This window comes from Mesorhizobium sp. WSM4312 (assembly GCF_002294875.1).
Lineage (GTDB): Bacteria > Pseudomonadota > Alphaproteobacteria > Rhizobiales > Rhizobiaceae > Mesorhizobium.
In genome coordinates this window covers 121,177-136,719 of the sequence record NZ_NSFU01000013.1, presented here as the reverse complement: position 1 = coordinate 136,719, position 15,543 = coordinate 121,177, and the positions used below count along the sequence as shown (strand labels likewise).

General features: G+C 65.8%; 14 protein-coding genes. 6 read left to right on the top strand and 8 right to left on the bottom strand.

Annotated elements, in window-relative coordinates; genetic code table 11:
• Positions 1–137: 137 nt before the first annotated feature.
• From CK228_RS22795 to CK228_RS22785, 3 genes are read left to right on the top strand one after another with little or no spacing between them, the layout of a single operon-like run.
• The gene (locus CK228_RS22795) at positions 138–4,268 is read left to right on the top strand and encodes a Pls/PosA family non-ribosomal peptide synthetase (RefSeq protein WP_095789319.1); all 4,131 of its coding nucleotides are present in this window, start codon (positions 138–140) and stop codon (positions 4,266–4,268) included.
• Positions 4,265–4,720, top strand: a complete 456-nt coding sequence (locus tag CK228_RS22790) for a GNAT family N-acetyltransferase (protein ID WP_095789318.1) — start codon at positions 4,265–4,267, stop codon at positions 4,718–4,720. Before CK228_RS22795 ends, CK228_RS22790 begins: the two co-directional genes overlap by 4 nt.
• A gap of 3 nt (positions 4,721–4,723) precedes the next feature.
• Positions 4,724–5,362, top strand: a complete 639-nt coding sequence (locus tag CK228_RS22785; protein WP_095789317.1) for a 4'-phosphopantetheinyl transferase superfamily protein — start codon at positions 4,724–4,726, stop codon at positions 5,360–5,362.
• A 7-nt stretch (positions 5,363–5,369) separates the two neighbouring features.
• Here CK228_RS22785 and CK228_RS22780 read toward each other — a convergent pair whose 3' ends face one another.
• From CK228_RS22780 to CK228_RS22770, 3 genes are all read right to left on the bottom strand, one after another.
• Complete coding sequence (locus tag CK228_RS22780) at positions 5,370–6,464, bottom strand: KamA family radical SAM protein (protein ID WP_095789316.1); 1,095 nt, start codon at positions 6,462–6,464, stop codon at positions 5,370–5,372.
• A 198-nt stretch (positions 6,465–6,662) separates the two neighbouring features.
• Entirely contained in the window at positions 6,663–7,553 is an 891-nt protein-coding gene (locus CK228_RS22775; RefSeq protein WP_095789315.1) for an NmrA family NAD(P)-binding protein, read from the bottom strand.
• Complete coding sequence (locus CK228_RS22770) at positions 7,550–7,732, bottom strand: DUF1127 domain-containing protein (protein ID WP_095789314.1); 183 nt, start codon at positions 7,730–7,732, stop codon at positions 7,550–7,552. The genes CK228_RS22775 and CK228_RS22770 overlap by 4 nt, the downstream gene beginning before the upstream one ends.
• A gap of 216 nt (positions 7,733–7,948) precedes the next feature.
• Between CK228_RS22770 and gcvA the strand changes: the two genes are divergently transcribed.
• The gene (gene gcvA, locus CK228_RS22765) at positions 7,949–8,860 is read left to right on the top strand and encodes a transcriptional regulator GcvA (RefSeq protein ID WP_095789313.1); all 912 of its coding nucleotides are present in this window, start codon (positions 7,949–7,951) and stop codon (positions 8,858–8,860) included.
• Positions 8,861–9,013: 153 nt separating this feature from the next.
• Here the strand turns inward: gcvA and CK228_RS22760 are convergent, their stop codons facing one another.
• Entirely contained in the window at positions 9,014–9,226 is a 213-nt protein-coding gene (locus CK228_RS22760) for a 4-oxalocrotonate tautomerase family protein (RefSeq protein ID WP_095789312.1), read from the bottom strand.
• Between the two features lie 124 nt (positions 9,227–9,350).
• Positions 9,351–10,109 carry an SDR family oxidoreductase gene (locus CK228_RS22755; RefSeq protein ID WP_095789311.1) on the bottom strand — a complete coding sequence of 253 codons (759 nt, stop codon included), beginning with the start codon at positions 10,107–10,109 and terminating at the stop codon, positions 9,351–9,353.
• A 103-nt stretch (positions 10,110–10,212) separates the two neighbouring features.
• Here CK228_RS22755 and CK228_RS22750 point away from each other — a divergent pair, with 103 nt between their 5' ends.
• A complete protein-coding gene (locus CK228_RS22750) occupies positions 10,213–11,106 on the top strand; it encodes a LysR family transcriptional regulator (RefSeq protein ID WP_095789310.1) in 894 nt (297 codons plus the stop codon).
• Positions 11,107–11,227: 121 nt separating this feature from the next.
• On the top strand, positions 11,228–12,163 hold the full coding sequence (locus CK228_RS22745; RefSeq protein WP_095789309.1) for a hypothetical protein: 936 nt from the start codon (positions 11,228–11,230) through the stop codon (positions 12,161–12,163).
• A 96-nt stretch (positions 12,164–12,259) separates the two neighbouring features.
• Here the strand turns inward: CK228_RS22745 and CK228_RS22740 are convergent, their stop codons facing one another.
• From CK228_RS22740 to CK228_RS22730, 3 genes are all read right to left on the bottom strand, one after another.
• The gene (locus tag CK228_RS22740; RefSeq protein WP_095775124.1) at positions 12,260–13,378 is read right to left on the bottom strand and encodes a substrate-binding protein; all 1,119 of its coding nucleotides are present in this window, start codon (positions 13,376–13,378) and stop codon (positions 12,260–12,262) included.
• A gap of 71 nt (positions 13,379–13,449) precedes the next feature.
• Positions 13,450–13,722 (bottom strand): hypothetical protein, encoded by a 273-nt coding sequence (locus CK228_RS22735; RefSeq protein WP_010910579.1) that lies wholly within the window; start codon positions 13,720–13,722, stop codon positions 13,450–13,452.
• Between the two features lie 90 nt (positions 13,723–13,812).
• Positions 13,813–15,390, bottom strand: a complete 1,578-nt coding sequence (locus tag CK228_RS22730) for an HD domain-containing phosphohydrolase (RefSeq protein WP_095789308.1) — start codon at positions 15,388–15,390, stop codon at positions 13,813–13,815.
• Positions 15,391–15,543 lie beyond the last annotated feature (153 nt).

The following is a 15,543-nucleotide window of genomic DNA, read 5'->3' as shown; positions in this document are numbered from 1 at the left end:
GGGACTGTGGGGACTTCCTTTTCGGAACTTTCGGTCCGCCATCGACAAGGGTCAAATTGCAGCAGCGGCACTGCCGAAAATGCCTGCTCGAACGGCGGCATGAACAGCCGGGCGATGCGCGGCCAGGACGAGAAAGTATGGAAATGGATTACGGTGTCGACTTTGCCAGCCTGGACAGGGACATGGCACGACCGGGCGCGGAGCCCGAAAGCGGGCTGGCCCAAAATGGCCTGGCGGGCGTCGATACCCTTGTAAGGGCTGCTCAGCGGGCCGCGCATGCCCAGATTCTGACCGGCGCCGATTTCGCCCGCGCAGGCCAGCCCGACGAGCGGCTCGACACCTTCTTCGAAGAGCTCGCCGCAACATTCGCCACCTTGCCGGCGGTGATCTCCGACGGAAATGTCTGGACGTATCAGGAGCTGGACAGCCGCGCCAACCAGTTCGCCCGTGTGCTGATCAAGCGCGGCGTGCGGCCGGGCCACCGGGTCGGGCTCATTCTCGACCGGTCGGCGGAGACCTATGTCGCCTTGCTTGCCGTCGTGAAGGCGGGGGCCGCCTTCGTGCCGCTGGCCAGCGCCTTTCCGCAAGAGCGCATGGCGCTCATCATCGAAGACGCCAGCGTCAGCCTGATCGTCACCATCGCCACCTATGCGTCGCGGGCCGACCAGCTGCCGGTCCCCCATGTGCTGATCGACAGCGCCGCCGCCGAGATCGCCAAACAGTCCAGCGCGCCGCTGAAGCCGCAAAAGGCGCCGGCGGAAGACATTTGCTACATCCTGTACACGTCGGGAACGACCGGCAGGCCGAAGGGCGTGGCCATCCGGCACCAGAGCTTCGTCAACTTCATCCGGGTCGCCGCCGCATCCTATGGCTACAGGCCGGGCGATCGCGTCTACCAGGGCATGACGATTGCCTTCGACTTTTCCTCCGAGGAGATCTGGGTGCCGTTCGTCGCCGGCGCGACCGTGGTGCCCGCGCCCGGCCAGATGCCGCTCGTCGGCGAGGAACTGGCGGATTTCCTGCGATACCATGAAATCACCTGCATGGCCTGCAGCCCGACGCTGCTGTCGTCGATGACATCGGATGTGCCCAGCCTGCGCACGCTGCTGGTCGGCGGCGAGGCCTGCCCGCACAATCTGGTGGTGCGCTGGTCGACGCCGGGCCGGCAGATCCTCAACACCTATGGCCCGACCGAGGCGACCGTCACGGCTACGATGGGCGCGCTGACGCCGGACAAGCCCGTCACCATCGGCGCGCCGCTGCCCACCTATTCCATCGTCATCCTCGACCCGTCGCTGCCGGAACTGGCCGAGCCCAGTGAACTGGGCGAGATCGGCATTGCCGGCATCGGGCTCGCGGTCGGCTACCTCAACAGGCAAGACCTGACGGAACAGAAGTTCATCGCCGATTTCATCGGCCTGCCGAACAACCCGTCGCAGCGCATCTACCGCACGGGCGACCTTGGCCGGATCAACGGCGATGGCGAGATCGAATATGCCGGGCGCATCGACACCCAGGTCAAGATCCGCGGCTATCGCATCGAGCTCGGCGAGATCGAGGCGGTGCTGCTGGACCAGCCGGAGATCGCGCAGGCGGCCGTCACCACCTGGGAGATCGAGCCCGGCCGCGTCGAACTCGTCGCCTACTACGCGCCCAAGGCCGGCCAGCCGGCGCTCTCGCGCGCCGATCTCGCCCAGACGATGAAGCGTCGCCTGCCGGACTACATGGTGCCTTCCTATCTCGAGGAACTGCCCGCGATCCCGATGACGGTCTCCAACAAGGTGGACCTTCGCCAGCTGCCGAAGCCGACAAGCGTGCGGCTTTCCGCCGACCGGGAGATGGTTGCCCCCGGCAATGACGACGAGCGCTTCCTGGCCGAGGCCCTGGCCGCGGTGCTGAAATTCGACGAGGTCTCGGTCGAGGACAATTTCTTCGACGATCTCGGCGCCAACTCCCTGCTGATGGCGCATTTCTGCGCGCGCGTGCGCACTCGCAAGGAATGGGCGACGACGTCCATGCGCGACATCTATCTCCATCCGACGGTGGCGCGCCTGGCCAAGCACCTGAGCGTCTCGGAAGAGGTGACGACCGCCGCCAACGAGCCTGTCCTCACCCGCCAGGCATCGAATCTTGCCTACTGGACCTGTGGAATGGCGCAGTTGCTGTTCTACGCGGTCTACAGCTACGCGGGCCTGTGGGCGCTCAACATCGGCCTCAACTGGATGTATGACACGCTCGACGATCCGCTGCAGCTCTATACCAGGTGCGTGGCGCTCTCGGCCGGCGTGTTCTTCGGCATGACGGGCTTTGCCGTCCTGGCGAAATGGGTGCTGATCGGCCGCTGGAAGGCGGAGGCGTTCCCCATCTGGGGCCTGCGTTACTACCGCTTCTGGGTGGTCAAGACCTTGATCCGCACCGCCCCTGTCGTGCTGTTCCGCGGCAGCCCGCTCTACAGCTTCTATCTGCAGATGCTGGGAACCAGGATCGGGAAGAACGCCGTCATCGAATCCAAATCCGTACCGGTCTGTACGGATCTGATCTCGATTGGCGCCAACACCATCCTGCGCAAGGAATCGCTGATCCTCGGCTTTCGCGCGCAGTCCGGCTACATCCACATGGGACCGCTGACCATCGGCCGCGATGCCTTCGTCGGCGTCGGCTCGACGCTCGACATCGACACGTCGATCGGCGACGGCGCCCAGCTCGGCCATTCGTCCTCGCTGCAGCGCGGGCAGAGCATCCCCGATGGCGAACACTGGCATGGCTCGCCGGCCGTGCCGACCACGGCGGACTATTGCAAGGTACGCAACGAAAACCCTTCCGACATCCGGCGCTTCCTCTTCGAGGCGGTCCAGCTGATCGGGCTGTTTGCCATTGTCATCCCGCTGCCGCTGCTGTTCCACAGCTATTGGGAAAATGTCGGCGACGACTACCAGGAGACGATCGGCGTGGTCGCCGTCGGCACCACGGTCACGCTTTTCGGCTATATCGCCACGGCTTTTATCGCCGCGACGGTGCTGCCGCGCCTGCTCAGCGTGATCCTGAAACCCGGCCGCACCTACACGCTTTACGGCTTCCGCTACTGGCTGCAGGCCGCCACCGAGTTCACCAGCAATTCCCGCGTGCTGGGGCTGCTGTTCGGCGACAGTTCGGCAATCGTCTATTACATGCGCGCCATCGGCTGGAACCTCAACAAGGTGGTGCAGACCGGCTCCAATTTCGGCTCCAACCAGCAGCACGAAAACCCGCTTCTGTGCGAGATCGGCACCGAGACCATGGTGTCGGACGGCCTGTTCATGATCAACATGCACAAATCCGCCTCCGCGTTCCGGCTCGAGCGGACGCGCATCGGCGAACGCAACTATCTCGGCAACAACATCTATTACCCGCCGGATGGACGCACGGGCGACAACGTCCTGCTTGGCACCAAGGTGATGATCCCCATCGATGGGCCGGTGCGCGAGAATGTCGGGCTGCTGGGTTCGCCTGCCTTTGAAATCCCGCGCATGGTCAATCGCGACAAGGAACTCATCGCCGGCGTCGACGAGGCGGACCGACGCCAGCGCATCCCGCACAAGAACCTGCACAACGCGGTGACGATCCTCCTGTTCATGGCCACGCAATGGGTCATGCTGTTCGCCACGCTGGCGATCTGGGACCGGGCGCTGAACTACTACACCGAATGGGCTGAAGTCGCTCTCTTCGCCGCCGTGCTCCTGACCTCGGCGATCACCATTCCGTTCTACATCCTTGTCGAGCGGGCAAGCCTTGGCTTCGGCAGGCTGAAGCCGCAGATGACGACGATCTACGACGTCGCCTTCTGGCGCCACGAACGCCATTGGAAGCTTGCCGATTCTCCGATCGTGCGCCTGTTCTCCGGCACGCCTTTCCGGCCGATGATCCTGCGCATGCTGGGCGTCAAGGTCGGCAAGCGGGTTTATGATGGCGGAGCCAACCTCACCGAGCGCTCCCTGGTCGAGATCGGCGATGATGTCACGCTCAACGAGGGCTGCGTCATCCAGGCTCACTCGCTGGAGGAAGGCGCGTTCAAGTCCGACTATATCCGCATCGGCAAGGGCTGCACGCTCGGACCGTCCGCCTTTGTCCATTACGGCGTCGTGATGGGCGAAGGCTCGGTGGCCGACACCGATTCCTTCGTGATGAAGGGCGAGGAACTGGAGCCCTACTCGATCTGGCGCGGCAACCCGGCCAAGTTGCATCGCTTCGTGATCCCGGTCACGAATGACGGCGCCAAGGCGTCGGCTTGAGGGCCGGAGAAATCCGTCTCGCCCCGGTGACCAAGGCCAATCGGGCCTTGGTCGCGTCGCTGGAACTGGCGCCGGAGCAGATGGATTTTGTCGCCGGCAATGCAGAGTCGCTGGAGGAGTCCCAATCCGACGAGGACGCGCGGCCCCGCGCAATCATGGCCGGGGATCGCCTCGTCGGTTTCCTGATGTACGACGCGCCGGAAGATGACGACGAGGCGCGCATCTACCGCTTCATGATCGACCGCGCCTGGCAGGGCAGAGGCTACGGCAAGGCCGCGTTGCGCGCGGTGCTGCACGAGATCGGCGGGCTCGGTCACGTCAGGCACGTCTCGATCTGCTACGAACCGGAGAATGAAGCGGCACGCCAGCTCTATCGCACCGCCGGTTTCGTGGAAGAAGGGCTCGACGAGGACGGAGAAATGATCGCCGACCTCGTCCTGGCGAAGGGATGACCATTGACCCGGCCGCCCTCCCCTGAAGCCGCGCTGGCCGAGGCGATGGCGGCAATCGCGCCGCGGAGCGTCCGGACCGGATGCCGGGTGATAGGCGATGCGGACGAGACCCATCTGCTGCCCGAGGAAGCGCGCTCCATCCCCGCGCGCCGGCCGGCCATGCGGCGCGCCAGCGGCGCCGCCCGCTGGATCGCGCACCGGCTGCTGGCCGATGCCGGCATCAGCGACCTCGCCATCCCACGCGCGCCATCCGGCGCTCCGGTCTGGCCGGACGGGATAATTGGCTCGCTCGCCCATGACGACGACATGGCCGTCGCGGCGGTCGCGCCTGTCGGCGGTATCGTCTCTCTCGGCATTGACGTCGAGCCCGCCGAACCCTTGCCCGACGACATTTTCGCGATCGTTGCAACCGCCGCGGATCGCACCGGCGCGGCGGATCCGCGACTTGCCGGCCGCATCCTGTTTGCCGCCAAGGAGGCGGTCTACAAGGCAGCCTTTCCGCTCGATCGCCAGGTGCTGGGCTACGAGGATATCGCCGTGGACCTCGATGCCGGCCGCGCGACGACGAAGACCGGCCGCATGCTCAGCCTCGCCTACTGCGTCGCCCCGCGCGTGGTCGTGTTGGCGTTTGTCGGGCAATAGCGCGGATCTATTCGCCGACAATCTCCCGATAGATCCTCACCGCGCCGTCCTGCCCGCGTATCCGCCAGCTCTCCCCGTCGCGGCCCTCGATAGGACATGGCCCGATCGGCACCTTGCCGCCGCCTTCCGGCAGGTCGAGCACATAGACGGGATTGCAGATGCCCGACAGGCGTGCCCTCAGCGCTTCCACCAGCGCCTGGCCCTGCGCGATCGTGGTGCGCCGGTGCGCCATGCCGCGCGCCAGGTCGCCATGGTGCAGGTAGTAGGGTTTTACGCCCAGCCGGTACATCAGCTCGCGGCAGAGCTCCTCCAGCACTTCGACACTGTCGTTGACACCCTTGAGCAGAACGCTCTGGTTGAGCAGCACGAAGCCCGCCTGCCGCATGATCCGGCATGCCACCTCGGTCGCGGGCGTGATCTCCCGCGCGTGGTTGAAATGGGTGACGACCGTGACCATCAGCCGGCCCTGCAGCACAGCGACCAGCCCGGTTGTGATGCGCGACGGCAGCGCCACCGGCACGCGCGTGTGGATGCGGAGCAGCCGCACATGCGGGATCGCCTCGATGCGCGCGAAGATTTCGGCCAGGGCCTTGTCGGGCAGCGACAGCGGGTCGCCGCCGGTCAGGATCACCTCGCGGATCTCGGGATGATCCGCGATATAGGCCAGCGCCGGCTCGAGCGCCTCGCGCGTATAGCCGCGGCCGATCGAGGTCAGCGATTCCTTGCGGAAGCAGAACCGGCAGTAGACCGCGCATTGATAGGTCGGGAACAGCAGCACCCGGTCGGCATGGCGGTGCGTCAATCGCGGCACCGGACTGAACTCATGGTCGGCGATCGGATCGCCAAGCTCGCCCTCCACCTCCTCCAGTTCGCCCAGTGACGGGATGACTTGCGCTCGGATCGGATCGGCCGGGTCATTCCAGTCGATCAGGTCGAGATAGGCTTTTGGCGCACGCACCTTGTGCAGTGCGGCCGCCGCCTGAGCTGCTGCGCGCTCGGCCGGCGACAGCGGCAGGCGGTCGAGGTCGCGCACATGGCGCACGCCCTGGCGGACATCGTCCTGCCAGTCGGGGGCGCGGGTTGCATCTTTGAGGTCGGTCATTGCAGGTCTCGGAGTGGTCGCGCGGACCTATCGGCCGTAAGTAGGCTTCCGTCAACAACCGCGCTTGTCGCAGATTGTCTTGCGGCATGGGGGGAGGAACCTAGGTGTTGCAGCACCGCGCAGACCCCACCCGGAACCTCGGTCCAGTGGGGGCCTGGCGCAAGGCTTGCAGAACCAGGTTCGTGACGCACAACCTGATCACACAGCCGTTCCCGCCGCCATCGCCACAAAAGCACTCTCAATGCTCTCGAACCTCAGCTCCGGATAAAGCGCACCCGCCTCCGGAGTGTCCGTTTCAAGCGCGGTCTCGCCACGGATCCAGAAGGCCCGCAGCAGACCGAGGCCGGGGACCGCGGCGATCAACCCCTCCAGCTCCTGCGCGCTCATCTTCACGACGCGCGGCGAGCGGCCGCTGACCCGGCGCCACAGATCGATCATCGCGCCCTGCGTGATCCTGTTTCGCGCGATGCGGATCTCCGTGCGGACAGCGGCGGGATCCGCCAGCGCCCGCATGGTGACGGCGGCGATGTCCTTCTCGCTGACGAAGGTCGCCGGCACATTGCCATCGCCATAGAGCGTAACCTCGTCCGGCGGCAGCACGGCCGAACCGAAGCGCGTCAGGTCGCCCAGCGTCGCCACCCAGGTGGAAAAGAAGCCGTTGGTGTAGATCACCGTATAGGGCAGATCCGCCTCCCTGACCGCGTCGAACACGGCCCTCTTGATGTCGAGCGGCGCGATCGTGCCGGGGGCGGCGGCGGCAAAGTCGAGGCCGAAGCCGGCGGAGGGCACGAAGCGGGAGACGCCGACATCCCTGACGGCGCGCACCAGCGTCATCTCGCTGGCCGAACCGACATGCACCGAACTGATGACGCGGTCGACCTTGCCGACGGCTCGCACAAGGCTGTCATAATCGTCGAGATCGCCGACATGCACCGTCGCGCCCAATTCCCTGAGCGGCCGCATCCGCTCTTCGTTGGCTGAAGTGGCTGCCCGAACCAGGACATGCAGGCTGTCGCCATTGCGCGCGCTGGCCTTGGCCATTTCGCTGCCCAGAAGCCCCGTCGCGCCGATGATCAGGGTGCTGGTCATATCCCCCTCCCATTGTGCAAGATCGAACCGTCCCAGTCGCGCTGCAGGCCGATGTCCTGCAGGCGGCGGTCGGAAAACCGGGAAATCCGGCGCAGCACGCGGCGGCGCTCGAATGCCGCCGTGCTGCGCGTGGCAAGGCCGCTCATCGCGGCGCCGATGGGTCCAAGGGTCGAGGTCATTGTCTGTCTCCGATGTTCGTCAGGGCGCAAGCGTGCCGGTGCCGCCCATCGGGCGAGCATGACGATCGCTCACACATATCGTTGGTCTTTGAACGCATCAGGGAACCGGAAAGGTCGACATCGATGCGCGGTACGTCCTGATACTGGGCATTTCCGGGCTGGACGACAAACGACTCTTTGTGCAGGATTTGTGAGCAACACTCACAGGTTGAGATCATGCCGCGACGATTGCCGCCCCTCACCGCCCTGCCCGCGTTCGACGCCGCCGCCCGGCATCTGAGCTTCTCCAGGGCGGCCGACGAGCTCAACCTCACCCATGGCGCGGTCAGCCGCGCCATCCGCAACATCGAGGACAGGCTCGGCATCCAGCTGTTCGATCGGGGAACGCGATCCGTGCGCCTGACCGCCGTGGGCGCGGCCTATGCGGTCGAGGTCGGCAAGGCGCTCGACCGGATCGCCGCCGCCACCATCGCCGCCACGCCCGACCGCTCGACGCGCATCCTGAGCGTCTCGACGTCGGACGGCTTCGCCGGCCGCTGGCTGGTGCCGAGGCTGCATCGCTTCCACCGCGCCAATGCCGATATCGACGTGCGGCTGGCGACCTCGGGCGTGCTGGCCGATTTCGTCAGCGACGGCATCGACATCGCCATCCGCTACGGCAAGGGCGGCTACACCGGCGTGATGGCGGAATTTCTCGCTGACGAGGAGGTCTTCCCGGTCTGCAGCCCGGAACTGCTGCAAGGCGAACATCCGCTGCGCCGGCCCGAGGACCTCAGGCACCACAAATTGATCCATGACGCCTTTCGCATCGACTGGGCGACATGGCTGCAACAGGCCGGAGTCGACGGCATCGACCCCAAGCGCGGCGTGCGCTTCGATTCCGCCACCTTCGCCGTCGAGGCCGCCGTGCATGGCGAAGGCGTGCTGCTCGGCCGCAGCGCATTGGTCTCGGCCGACCTCGCGGCGGGGCGGCTGGTGCGGCCCTTCGACCTCGCGCTGAAATCGGCGGCCAGCTACTATCTCGTCTATCCCGACGGCGCGCTGCGGCAGAAGAAGATCAGGGCGTTCCGCGACTGGCTGTTTGCCGAGGTGGCGGCTGACTGGGTCGGAATGTCCAGGAGGGATTGAGGATGATCTCGCCCCTTCTTGGGTGAGGAACCCAAGTCTTCCAAGGGTAGCGCCAGCACCCGGACCTTCGGTCCAGTGGGGCGGCGCGGCGCTGCAAGACCTGGGCCCCTCGCCCCATTTAGGGGGAAACAAGCGGCCCGAGACAGCGCGCGCCTACTCCTTGGCGCGATAGGCTTCCGGTATGACGAACACTTCGTCGGCCCGGCCATAGCCGCCGTCGGCGATCTCCTCGACCAGCACCATCGTGGTGGGCCGCACGCCTTCGCCGAAAAAGTCGACGAACATGGCTGTGGTCCGATGGATGAGGTCTTCCTTCTGCGCCTTGGAAAGTGCCGCCTGCGGCAGCTTGATGTTGGCGAATGGCATGATCGTTTCCTTTCTGTTGGGATTGGGTTTTCAGGCTTTGGGATGGAGCAGGTCGGCAAGGCCGATCCGTTCCAGGAGTTGCGCGCACGCGGTGATCAGGATTGTCTGTTGCATGTCAGCCTCCTCAGATCGCGCCGCCATTGGCACGGATGATTTGTCCGTTGACCCAGCCACTGTCCGGTCCGGCCAGGAACGAGACCACGCCGGCAATGTCGTCGGGCTGGCCGAGCCGGCCGAGCGGGATCATCTTGCCGATGGCCTCGATCTGCGCCGGGCTCTTGCCGTCCATGAACAGCGCCGTCTCGACCGGGCCGGGCGCCACGGCATTGACCGTGACGCGGCGCCCGCCAAGCTCCTTGGCCAGGATATGCGTCATCGCCTCGACGGCCGCCTTGGTGGCGGCGTAGACGCCGTAGCCCGGCTGCAGGAAGCCGACGACGCTGCTGGAGAAATTGACGATGCGGCCACCGTCGCGAAGGCGTTTCGCGCCCTCGCGCATGCCCCGGAACACGCCGCCGAGATTGACCGCGATCTGCGCGTCGAAGGACGCATCGTCGGTCTGCGCGATCGGCGACAGCTTCATGATGCCGGCATTGTTGACCAGCATGTCGACGCCGCCGAACGCCTTTTCGCCGGCATCGAAAAGGGTGGCGATGCCGGTGGGGTCGGCGATGTCGGCCTGCACGGCGATCGCCTTGCCGCCTTCGGCTTCGATCGCGCCGACGACCGCTTCGGCCTCGGTGCGGCCCCGTGCATAGTTGACGACGACGGCGAAGCCGTCGCCGGCGAGCCGCTGCGCGATCGCCGCACCGATGCCCTTGGAAGCGCCGGTCACGATCGCGGTTCTGATTGGGTCGCCCGTCTTTGTCTGCTGGTTTGTCATGGGAGTCTCTCCGTGTTGCTGGTGACACGGATATAGATGCAGCCTCCTTTTGGATAATCAGCCGTCACTTGACATCACTATTCGGAAACTGCGAACAAAGGCTATGGATCGCCTGGACACGATGCGGCTCTTCGTTCGCGTGCTCGAGCGGCGCAGTTTCACCGCTGCCGCCGCCGATCTCGGCCTGCCGCGCTCAACCGCGACGGAAGCGATCCGCCGGCTCGAGGAACATCTCGGCGCACGTCTGCTGGAGCGGACGACGCGGCAGGTGAACGCCACGCAGGACGGCGAGGCCTATTACCGGCGCTGCCTGTCGATCCTGGCCGAGATCGAGGACGCGGAAGCCGCCTTCCGCAAGGCCGAGCCCTTCGGCCTGCTGCGCATCGACGCCAGCACGCTGCTCACCCGCACCTTCCTGCTGCCGCGCCTGCCGGAGTTTCTTGCGCGCTACCCCCGCATCGACCTGCAGATCGGCCAGAGCGACCGGCTGGTCGACCTCGTGCGTGAGGGCGTCGATTGCGTCATCCGCGTCGGCGAGCCGCCCGACAGCGGCATGATCATGCGCCGGCTGGGGATGATCCGCGAGATGACCTGCGCCAGCCCCGCCTACCTCGAACGTCACGGCGTGCCCGCCTCCCCCGACGCGCTCGACGGCCATCAGGCCGTGGGCTTCGTCTCGTCGCGCACCGGCGAGGTGCTGCCCTTCGAATTCACCGTCAACGGCAAGACCCGCGAGATCAGGCTGCCGGGCCGCGTCGCTGCCAACAATTCCGACACCGCCGCCGATCTGGCGCGGCTCGGCCTCGGCCTCATCCAGGCGCCGCGCTATCGCTTCGAGAAGGACCTTGCCCAGGGCACGCTGGTCGAAGTGCTGGCCGACTGCCCGCCCTCGCCGACGCCGCTATCGGCGCTCTACCCGCAGAACCGCCAGCTCTCGCCGCGCCTGCGCGTCTTCCTCGATTGGGCCGCGCACATCTTCGCCGAGGCCAATCTGTAGGGATGCGGCCATCGGTCCGCGCCCATCATGGGTCTCTCGCCGCCATCGACCCCATCGCCGACGAAACCGTAGGTCTTGAAGCAAAATAGCAGTATTCTGCGCGGGGTCTTGGGATAAGCGGATGGATTTCAGCACGGGTCATGGCTACCTCCTCATTGGCGGCCTCATCCTGGTCGGCACCGGGCTGCTGATCCTGTCGCTGATCGTCAATCTTGGCGTCGCCCACAGCGTGCGCAACGACGTGCGCCATCGCGAAAAGCTGCTCGAATATTATCGCAACATCTTCTCACAGCTGGGCGTGATCCTGATCGGCATCGGCGTGTCGCTGTTCATCTTCTTCTTCCAGCAAAACTATCAGGACCAGCGCCGGCGCGAGACCGAGCTGCAGCAGGTTCTCGCCAAACTCGCCGCGCGCATTGCCCGCGGCGCGCCGGTGATGCAGTCGCTGGAAGAATTCGACGAGTTGCTGGATGAAGGCGGACCCTATCTCAGCCCCCAGCTCGGCGGCAAGAACACCGCCGTCAGCCTCCACGGGACAGAGCTCGGCAAACAGGCGGCCAGGATCCTGCTGGTCGAGCGCGACGTCGATCTCGCGGACTTCGAGGTGCTGAACCTGTCGCGCGATTTCGAATCCTCTTTCGTCGTCAACGAGCTGGATTCCAGGCTGTGGTTCGACATCGTGCGCGACGAGAGCGAGATCAAATACGCCACCACCCAGCTCGCCCTCGACTACAAGGACCTGCGGGACACGATCGGCGGCGATCCGCCGGAGGCAGCGGTCGCCGACTCGGAAAAGGAGAGCCGGGTCAAGCGGGAGGTGCTCGACATCTTCTACGATGCCGATCTGCTGCGCCAGCGCTCCAGGCAGCATCTGGCCCGCGCCTGCTGGCTGTTCAGCCAAGGGCGCGGCTTCGTCGGCGCGGCCCCGGTCAATGGGATCGAGGCCGATGCCAGGTCGCATCAGGAATGGCTCGACGGGTCAAAACCGGTGTTGTCGCAGGCGAAGTCGGGCAGCGGCGACTGCTTCAAACTGCTCCGGTACGGCCAGGGGTCATGAGCCGGGAGCGAGCGGCAAGGCCCGCTGCTCTGGTGACAAAGCCAATCACTTTCAAAGACCGCGCCGGATGCGGACTGTCCGTTCCGACGCCGCCAGTTACCCCAGTTCGTCGCTGAGCGCGCGCTCGTTGGGATCGATCGAACCCAAATTCTTGACAACCCGGAACCGACCGCCCTGCGCCTGCGCGATGTACATGTTCATGCGAACATGGTGCTGGCCGGGGACCATTTCGGCCGGGCCACCCGGTCCCTCGCTGATGCGGGCGTGATCGAGCGCCCGGATGACCGCGTCCCGCTCGGCACTGCCCGCTTCCTTCACCGCCGCTTCCCACATCTTGATCGCCCGGTAGTGCCCGGTGCATCCGCTGCCCGCGGTGAGCGTAGCCCCACCGGGGAACCGTTCACCGTAGCGGCGCAACAGCGCGCGACCGAACGGTTCGTCGAGTTCCTGGTAGTAGTCGAGACAGCTGTAGAGGCCCTCGATCTGATCGGATGGCACCAGATTGAAGAAGTTCTCGTCGAAGTAGGTGCAGACGATCTTGCCGCCGCGTTTGCCGAAACCCGCCTTGTGCAACTCTTCGAGAAACGGCGTCAGGCCCGGCGGGACGATGGTGTTGAAAACCACGTCGGTGCCGCTCGCCATGATCTGCTGCACCGTCCGCCGGAAATCGACGGTGTCCAGCGGAAAATACTCCTCGCCGACGATCTCGCCGCCATTGGCGCGCACCGCCCGGCTCGCCGCCTTGTTCAGCAAATGGGGCCAGATGTAGTCGGCCGACGGCAAATAGAACCGCTTCGCGCCGGTGCTGTTCATGAGCCATGGTATCAGCGGCTCGACCTGCTGGGCGGGCACGGGCCCGGTGCAGAAGATCAGCGGATCGTTTTCCTGTCCCTCATACTGTTCGGTGTAGATGTAGAGCGTCCTGCCCCGGGTGACCGCCTCGCTCTTGATGGCCAGGCGGGTCGAACTGTAGATGCCGCCGACGACCACGTCGACCTTGTCGACGTCGACCAGTTTCGCGGCCCTTGCCTTGGCAACGCTGTCCGTGGTCTCGCCATCCTCGATGACGAGTTCCACCGGCCGGCCGAGCAAGCCGCCTTTGGCGTTGATGTCGTCGACAAGCATGGTGGTGAGGTTCGCATTTGCGACGCCCATGAAAGACAATGGGCCGGTGAGTTCGGCGACAAGGCCGATCTTGATGGGTTTCGGATCCATTTGATTTCTCCAAATCTTGGGGTTCGTCGGGGGCGCGCCGCCTGGCGGCAGGCGGCGCCCGGTGCGGGACATCAGGCCTCGTAGTGGCCGAGCAGCAGTGCCGCCTGCGGCTTGCCGACATGGCCGGCTTCCTGCAGGATCGCTGGCACCTCCGGATCGGACACGAAATTCTTCCAGCCCTCGGCGTCCCAGTCGAAGATCGCCCAGACGCGGTCGGGCTCGCTGGGGTCGCGGAAGACGGTCGCGCCGTTCGAGCCGTGCAGCCGGCGCTTGTCGGCGCCCTTGGTCGAAAAGATACGGATGAAGTGATCGATATCAGCCACTTTGGTCGTTGCGAGCAGCATCTGATTTCCTCCTGTCGGTTGCGGCCGTCATTGGCCTGTCGACGGGATCACGATGCGCGCCCTGGAGCGGGCGCGCATGGGGTGGATTCCCTATGCCGGCGTTTCGCCTGGTCGGACAAGGCCGTGCTCGACCGCGTAGAGCGCGGCCGCGGCACGGGTGGTCACGCCGATCTTGGCATAGACGCTCTGGATATGGTGGTCCGCGGTCTTGGGCGAGATGTCGAGCTTTCGGGCCACTTCCTTCGCCGTAAGTCCGGCGGCGATCACGCGCAGCACCTCGACCTCGCGCGGCGTCATTCCGGCCAGCGCTCGCGGCACGGCCCGCCGCGATGGCTGCCCGGCGAAGGACAATACGGCCTCGGCGGCGTCGGGGCAGATACAGCCGTCACGCACGGCGGCGCGCAGCTGCGCCGCCGCCGCCTCGCTGGACAGCGCCTTGCGGTGCGGACGTTCCTCTCGCGACGTCTGGAAGGCTTCTGCGGCGGCCAGGATCCTTGCCGCCGGGGACAGGTCCGAGCCGCCGACCTTGCGGTGATAGCCCGAGCCATCCAGGCGCTCGTGATGGCGAAGCACGAGGGCTGCCATCGCCTCGCCCTCGCGACCGAACGAGGCCAGGGCCCGCTCGCCGTAATAGGCGTGCAGCTGTGCCGCGTCGCGTTCGCGCACCGACAGCGGACCGTTGCGCATCCAGGTCGCCACCGGCACCACCAGTTCGCCAATGTCGTGGATGCAGCCCGACCAGCGCAGCGCGCGAACATCAGGGGCGGGCAGCCCGATCCGCTTGCCCGCACCCGCGGCCAGTTCCGACACCATCCTCGAATGGCCCTGCGTAAACGGCATGCGCATGTCGATCATGTCGGCTATGGCCAGGAACGCCTCGTCGCAAGCCCCCTCGTCCAGCGTCACCGGCGGATCCGGCTCGAGCGCCAGGATGGTCTCGCGTTCGACCGTCGCGCCGATGCCTTCCATCAGCACCGCCGCGTTGGCCGAGACGAGCCGGGCCAGTTCCGCTTCGTATGGACCGTCGCCGCGGCTGGCCACGGTTTCGGCCATCCCGTCGATGCCGACGGCATCGCTGAGCGCAATCGCGTCCTGCGCCAATGTGATCAGGCGCACGGCGGGCAGGACATCCTCGCCACTCAGCCCGCGCGGCAAGCCCTTGCCGTCCCAGCGTTCGTAGATCTGCCCGAGATTGCGCCGGATCTCGTCGGACAGGCCGAGCCGCTCGCCGATCCGCTGCGCGACCTCGCAATGCGCGATGAGCACCGGGCGCGCCACCGCGAGCGCCTGCGACATCGCGGCCTCGATCGCCCTGGCCTGCGCGTCAGGCTCGAGATCGTAGTAGAATCGCTTGAAGGCCTGCACGAAGACCCTGCCCAGTTCCGCTCGATTGCCCATGTCGAGACCGACAAGATCCTGGCGCAGCGCGATTTCGTCGCCGAACGTGGCCGCCAGAAGGTCCGTGTCGGCATTGCAGCCGACATAGCGCAGCATCGACTGATGGTAGGCGCTGCGCCGAACCTCATCGGAAACCCCCGCAAGCTCGGCGATCCGCATTGCAAGCACGCAGGATTTCAGCGCGAAGTCGCGAGAATGGCCTGTGGCGAGGTCCGAGGCATAGGCCAGGACCATCATGAAGTCCGCCCGGCGTATCGAGACAGCTGTCATCGCACACCCCCAGTGATCCCTATGCTAGCCCCCTGCACCGCCGATACCTAGGGGAAAAATCTCGAGCCGGATGCAGATCCTGCGAGAAACAGGGCGTTCTGTTTTGGGGGCCGCAAGCTGAACGTCCGCTTTTGGCTGTCGCGCTGCCCTTAA

Coding starts and splice junctions, on each gene's coding strand:
- CK228_RS22795 (WP_095789319.1), top strand. CDS start 138: ATGGAAATGGATTACGGTGTCGACTTTGCCAGCCTGGACAGGGACATG.
- CK228_RS22780 (WP_095789316.1), bottom strand. CDS start 6,464: ATGACCGACCTCAAAGATGCAACCCGCGCCCCCGACTGGCAGGACGAT.
- CK228_RS22775 (WP_095789315.1), bottom strand. CDS start 7,553: ATGACCAGCACCCTGATCATCGGCGCGACGGGGCTTCTGGGCAGCGAA.
- CK228_RS22770 (WP_095789314.1), bottom strand. CDS start 7,732: ATGACCTCGACCCTTGGACCCATCGGCGCCGCGATGAGCGGCCTTGCC.
- gcvA (WP_095789313.1), top strand. CDS start 7,949: ATGCCGCGACGATTGCCGCCCCTCACCGCCCTGCCCGCGTTCGACGCC.
- CK228_RS22760 (WP_095789312.1), bottom strand. CDS start 9,226: ATGCCATTCGCCAACATCAAGCTGCCGCAGGCGGCACTTTCCAAGGCG.
- CK228_RS22755 (WP_095789311.1), bottom strand. CDS start 10,109: ATGACAAACCAGCAGACAAAGACGGGCGACCCAATCAGAACCGCGATC.
- CK228_RS22750 (WP_095789310.1), top strand. CDS start 10,213: ATGGATCGCCTGGACACGATGCGGCTCTTCGTTCGCGTGCTCGAGCGG.
- CK228_RS22745 (WP_095789309.1), top strand. CDS start 11,228: ATGGATTTCAGCACGGGTCATGGCTACCTCCTCATTGGCGGCCTCATC.
- CK228_RS22740 (WP_095775124.1), bottom strand. CDS start 13,378: ATGGATCCGAAACCCATCAAGATCGGCCTTGTCGCCGAACTCACCGGC.
- CK228_RS22735 (WP_010910579.1), bottom strand. CDS start 13,722: ATGCTGCTCGCAACGACCAAAGTGGCTGATATCGATCACTTCATCCGT.
- CK228_RS22730 (WP_095789308.1), bottom strand. CDS start 15,390: ATGACAGCTGTCTCGATACGCCGGGCGGACTTCATGATGGTCCTGGCC.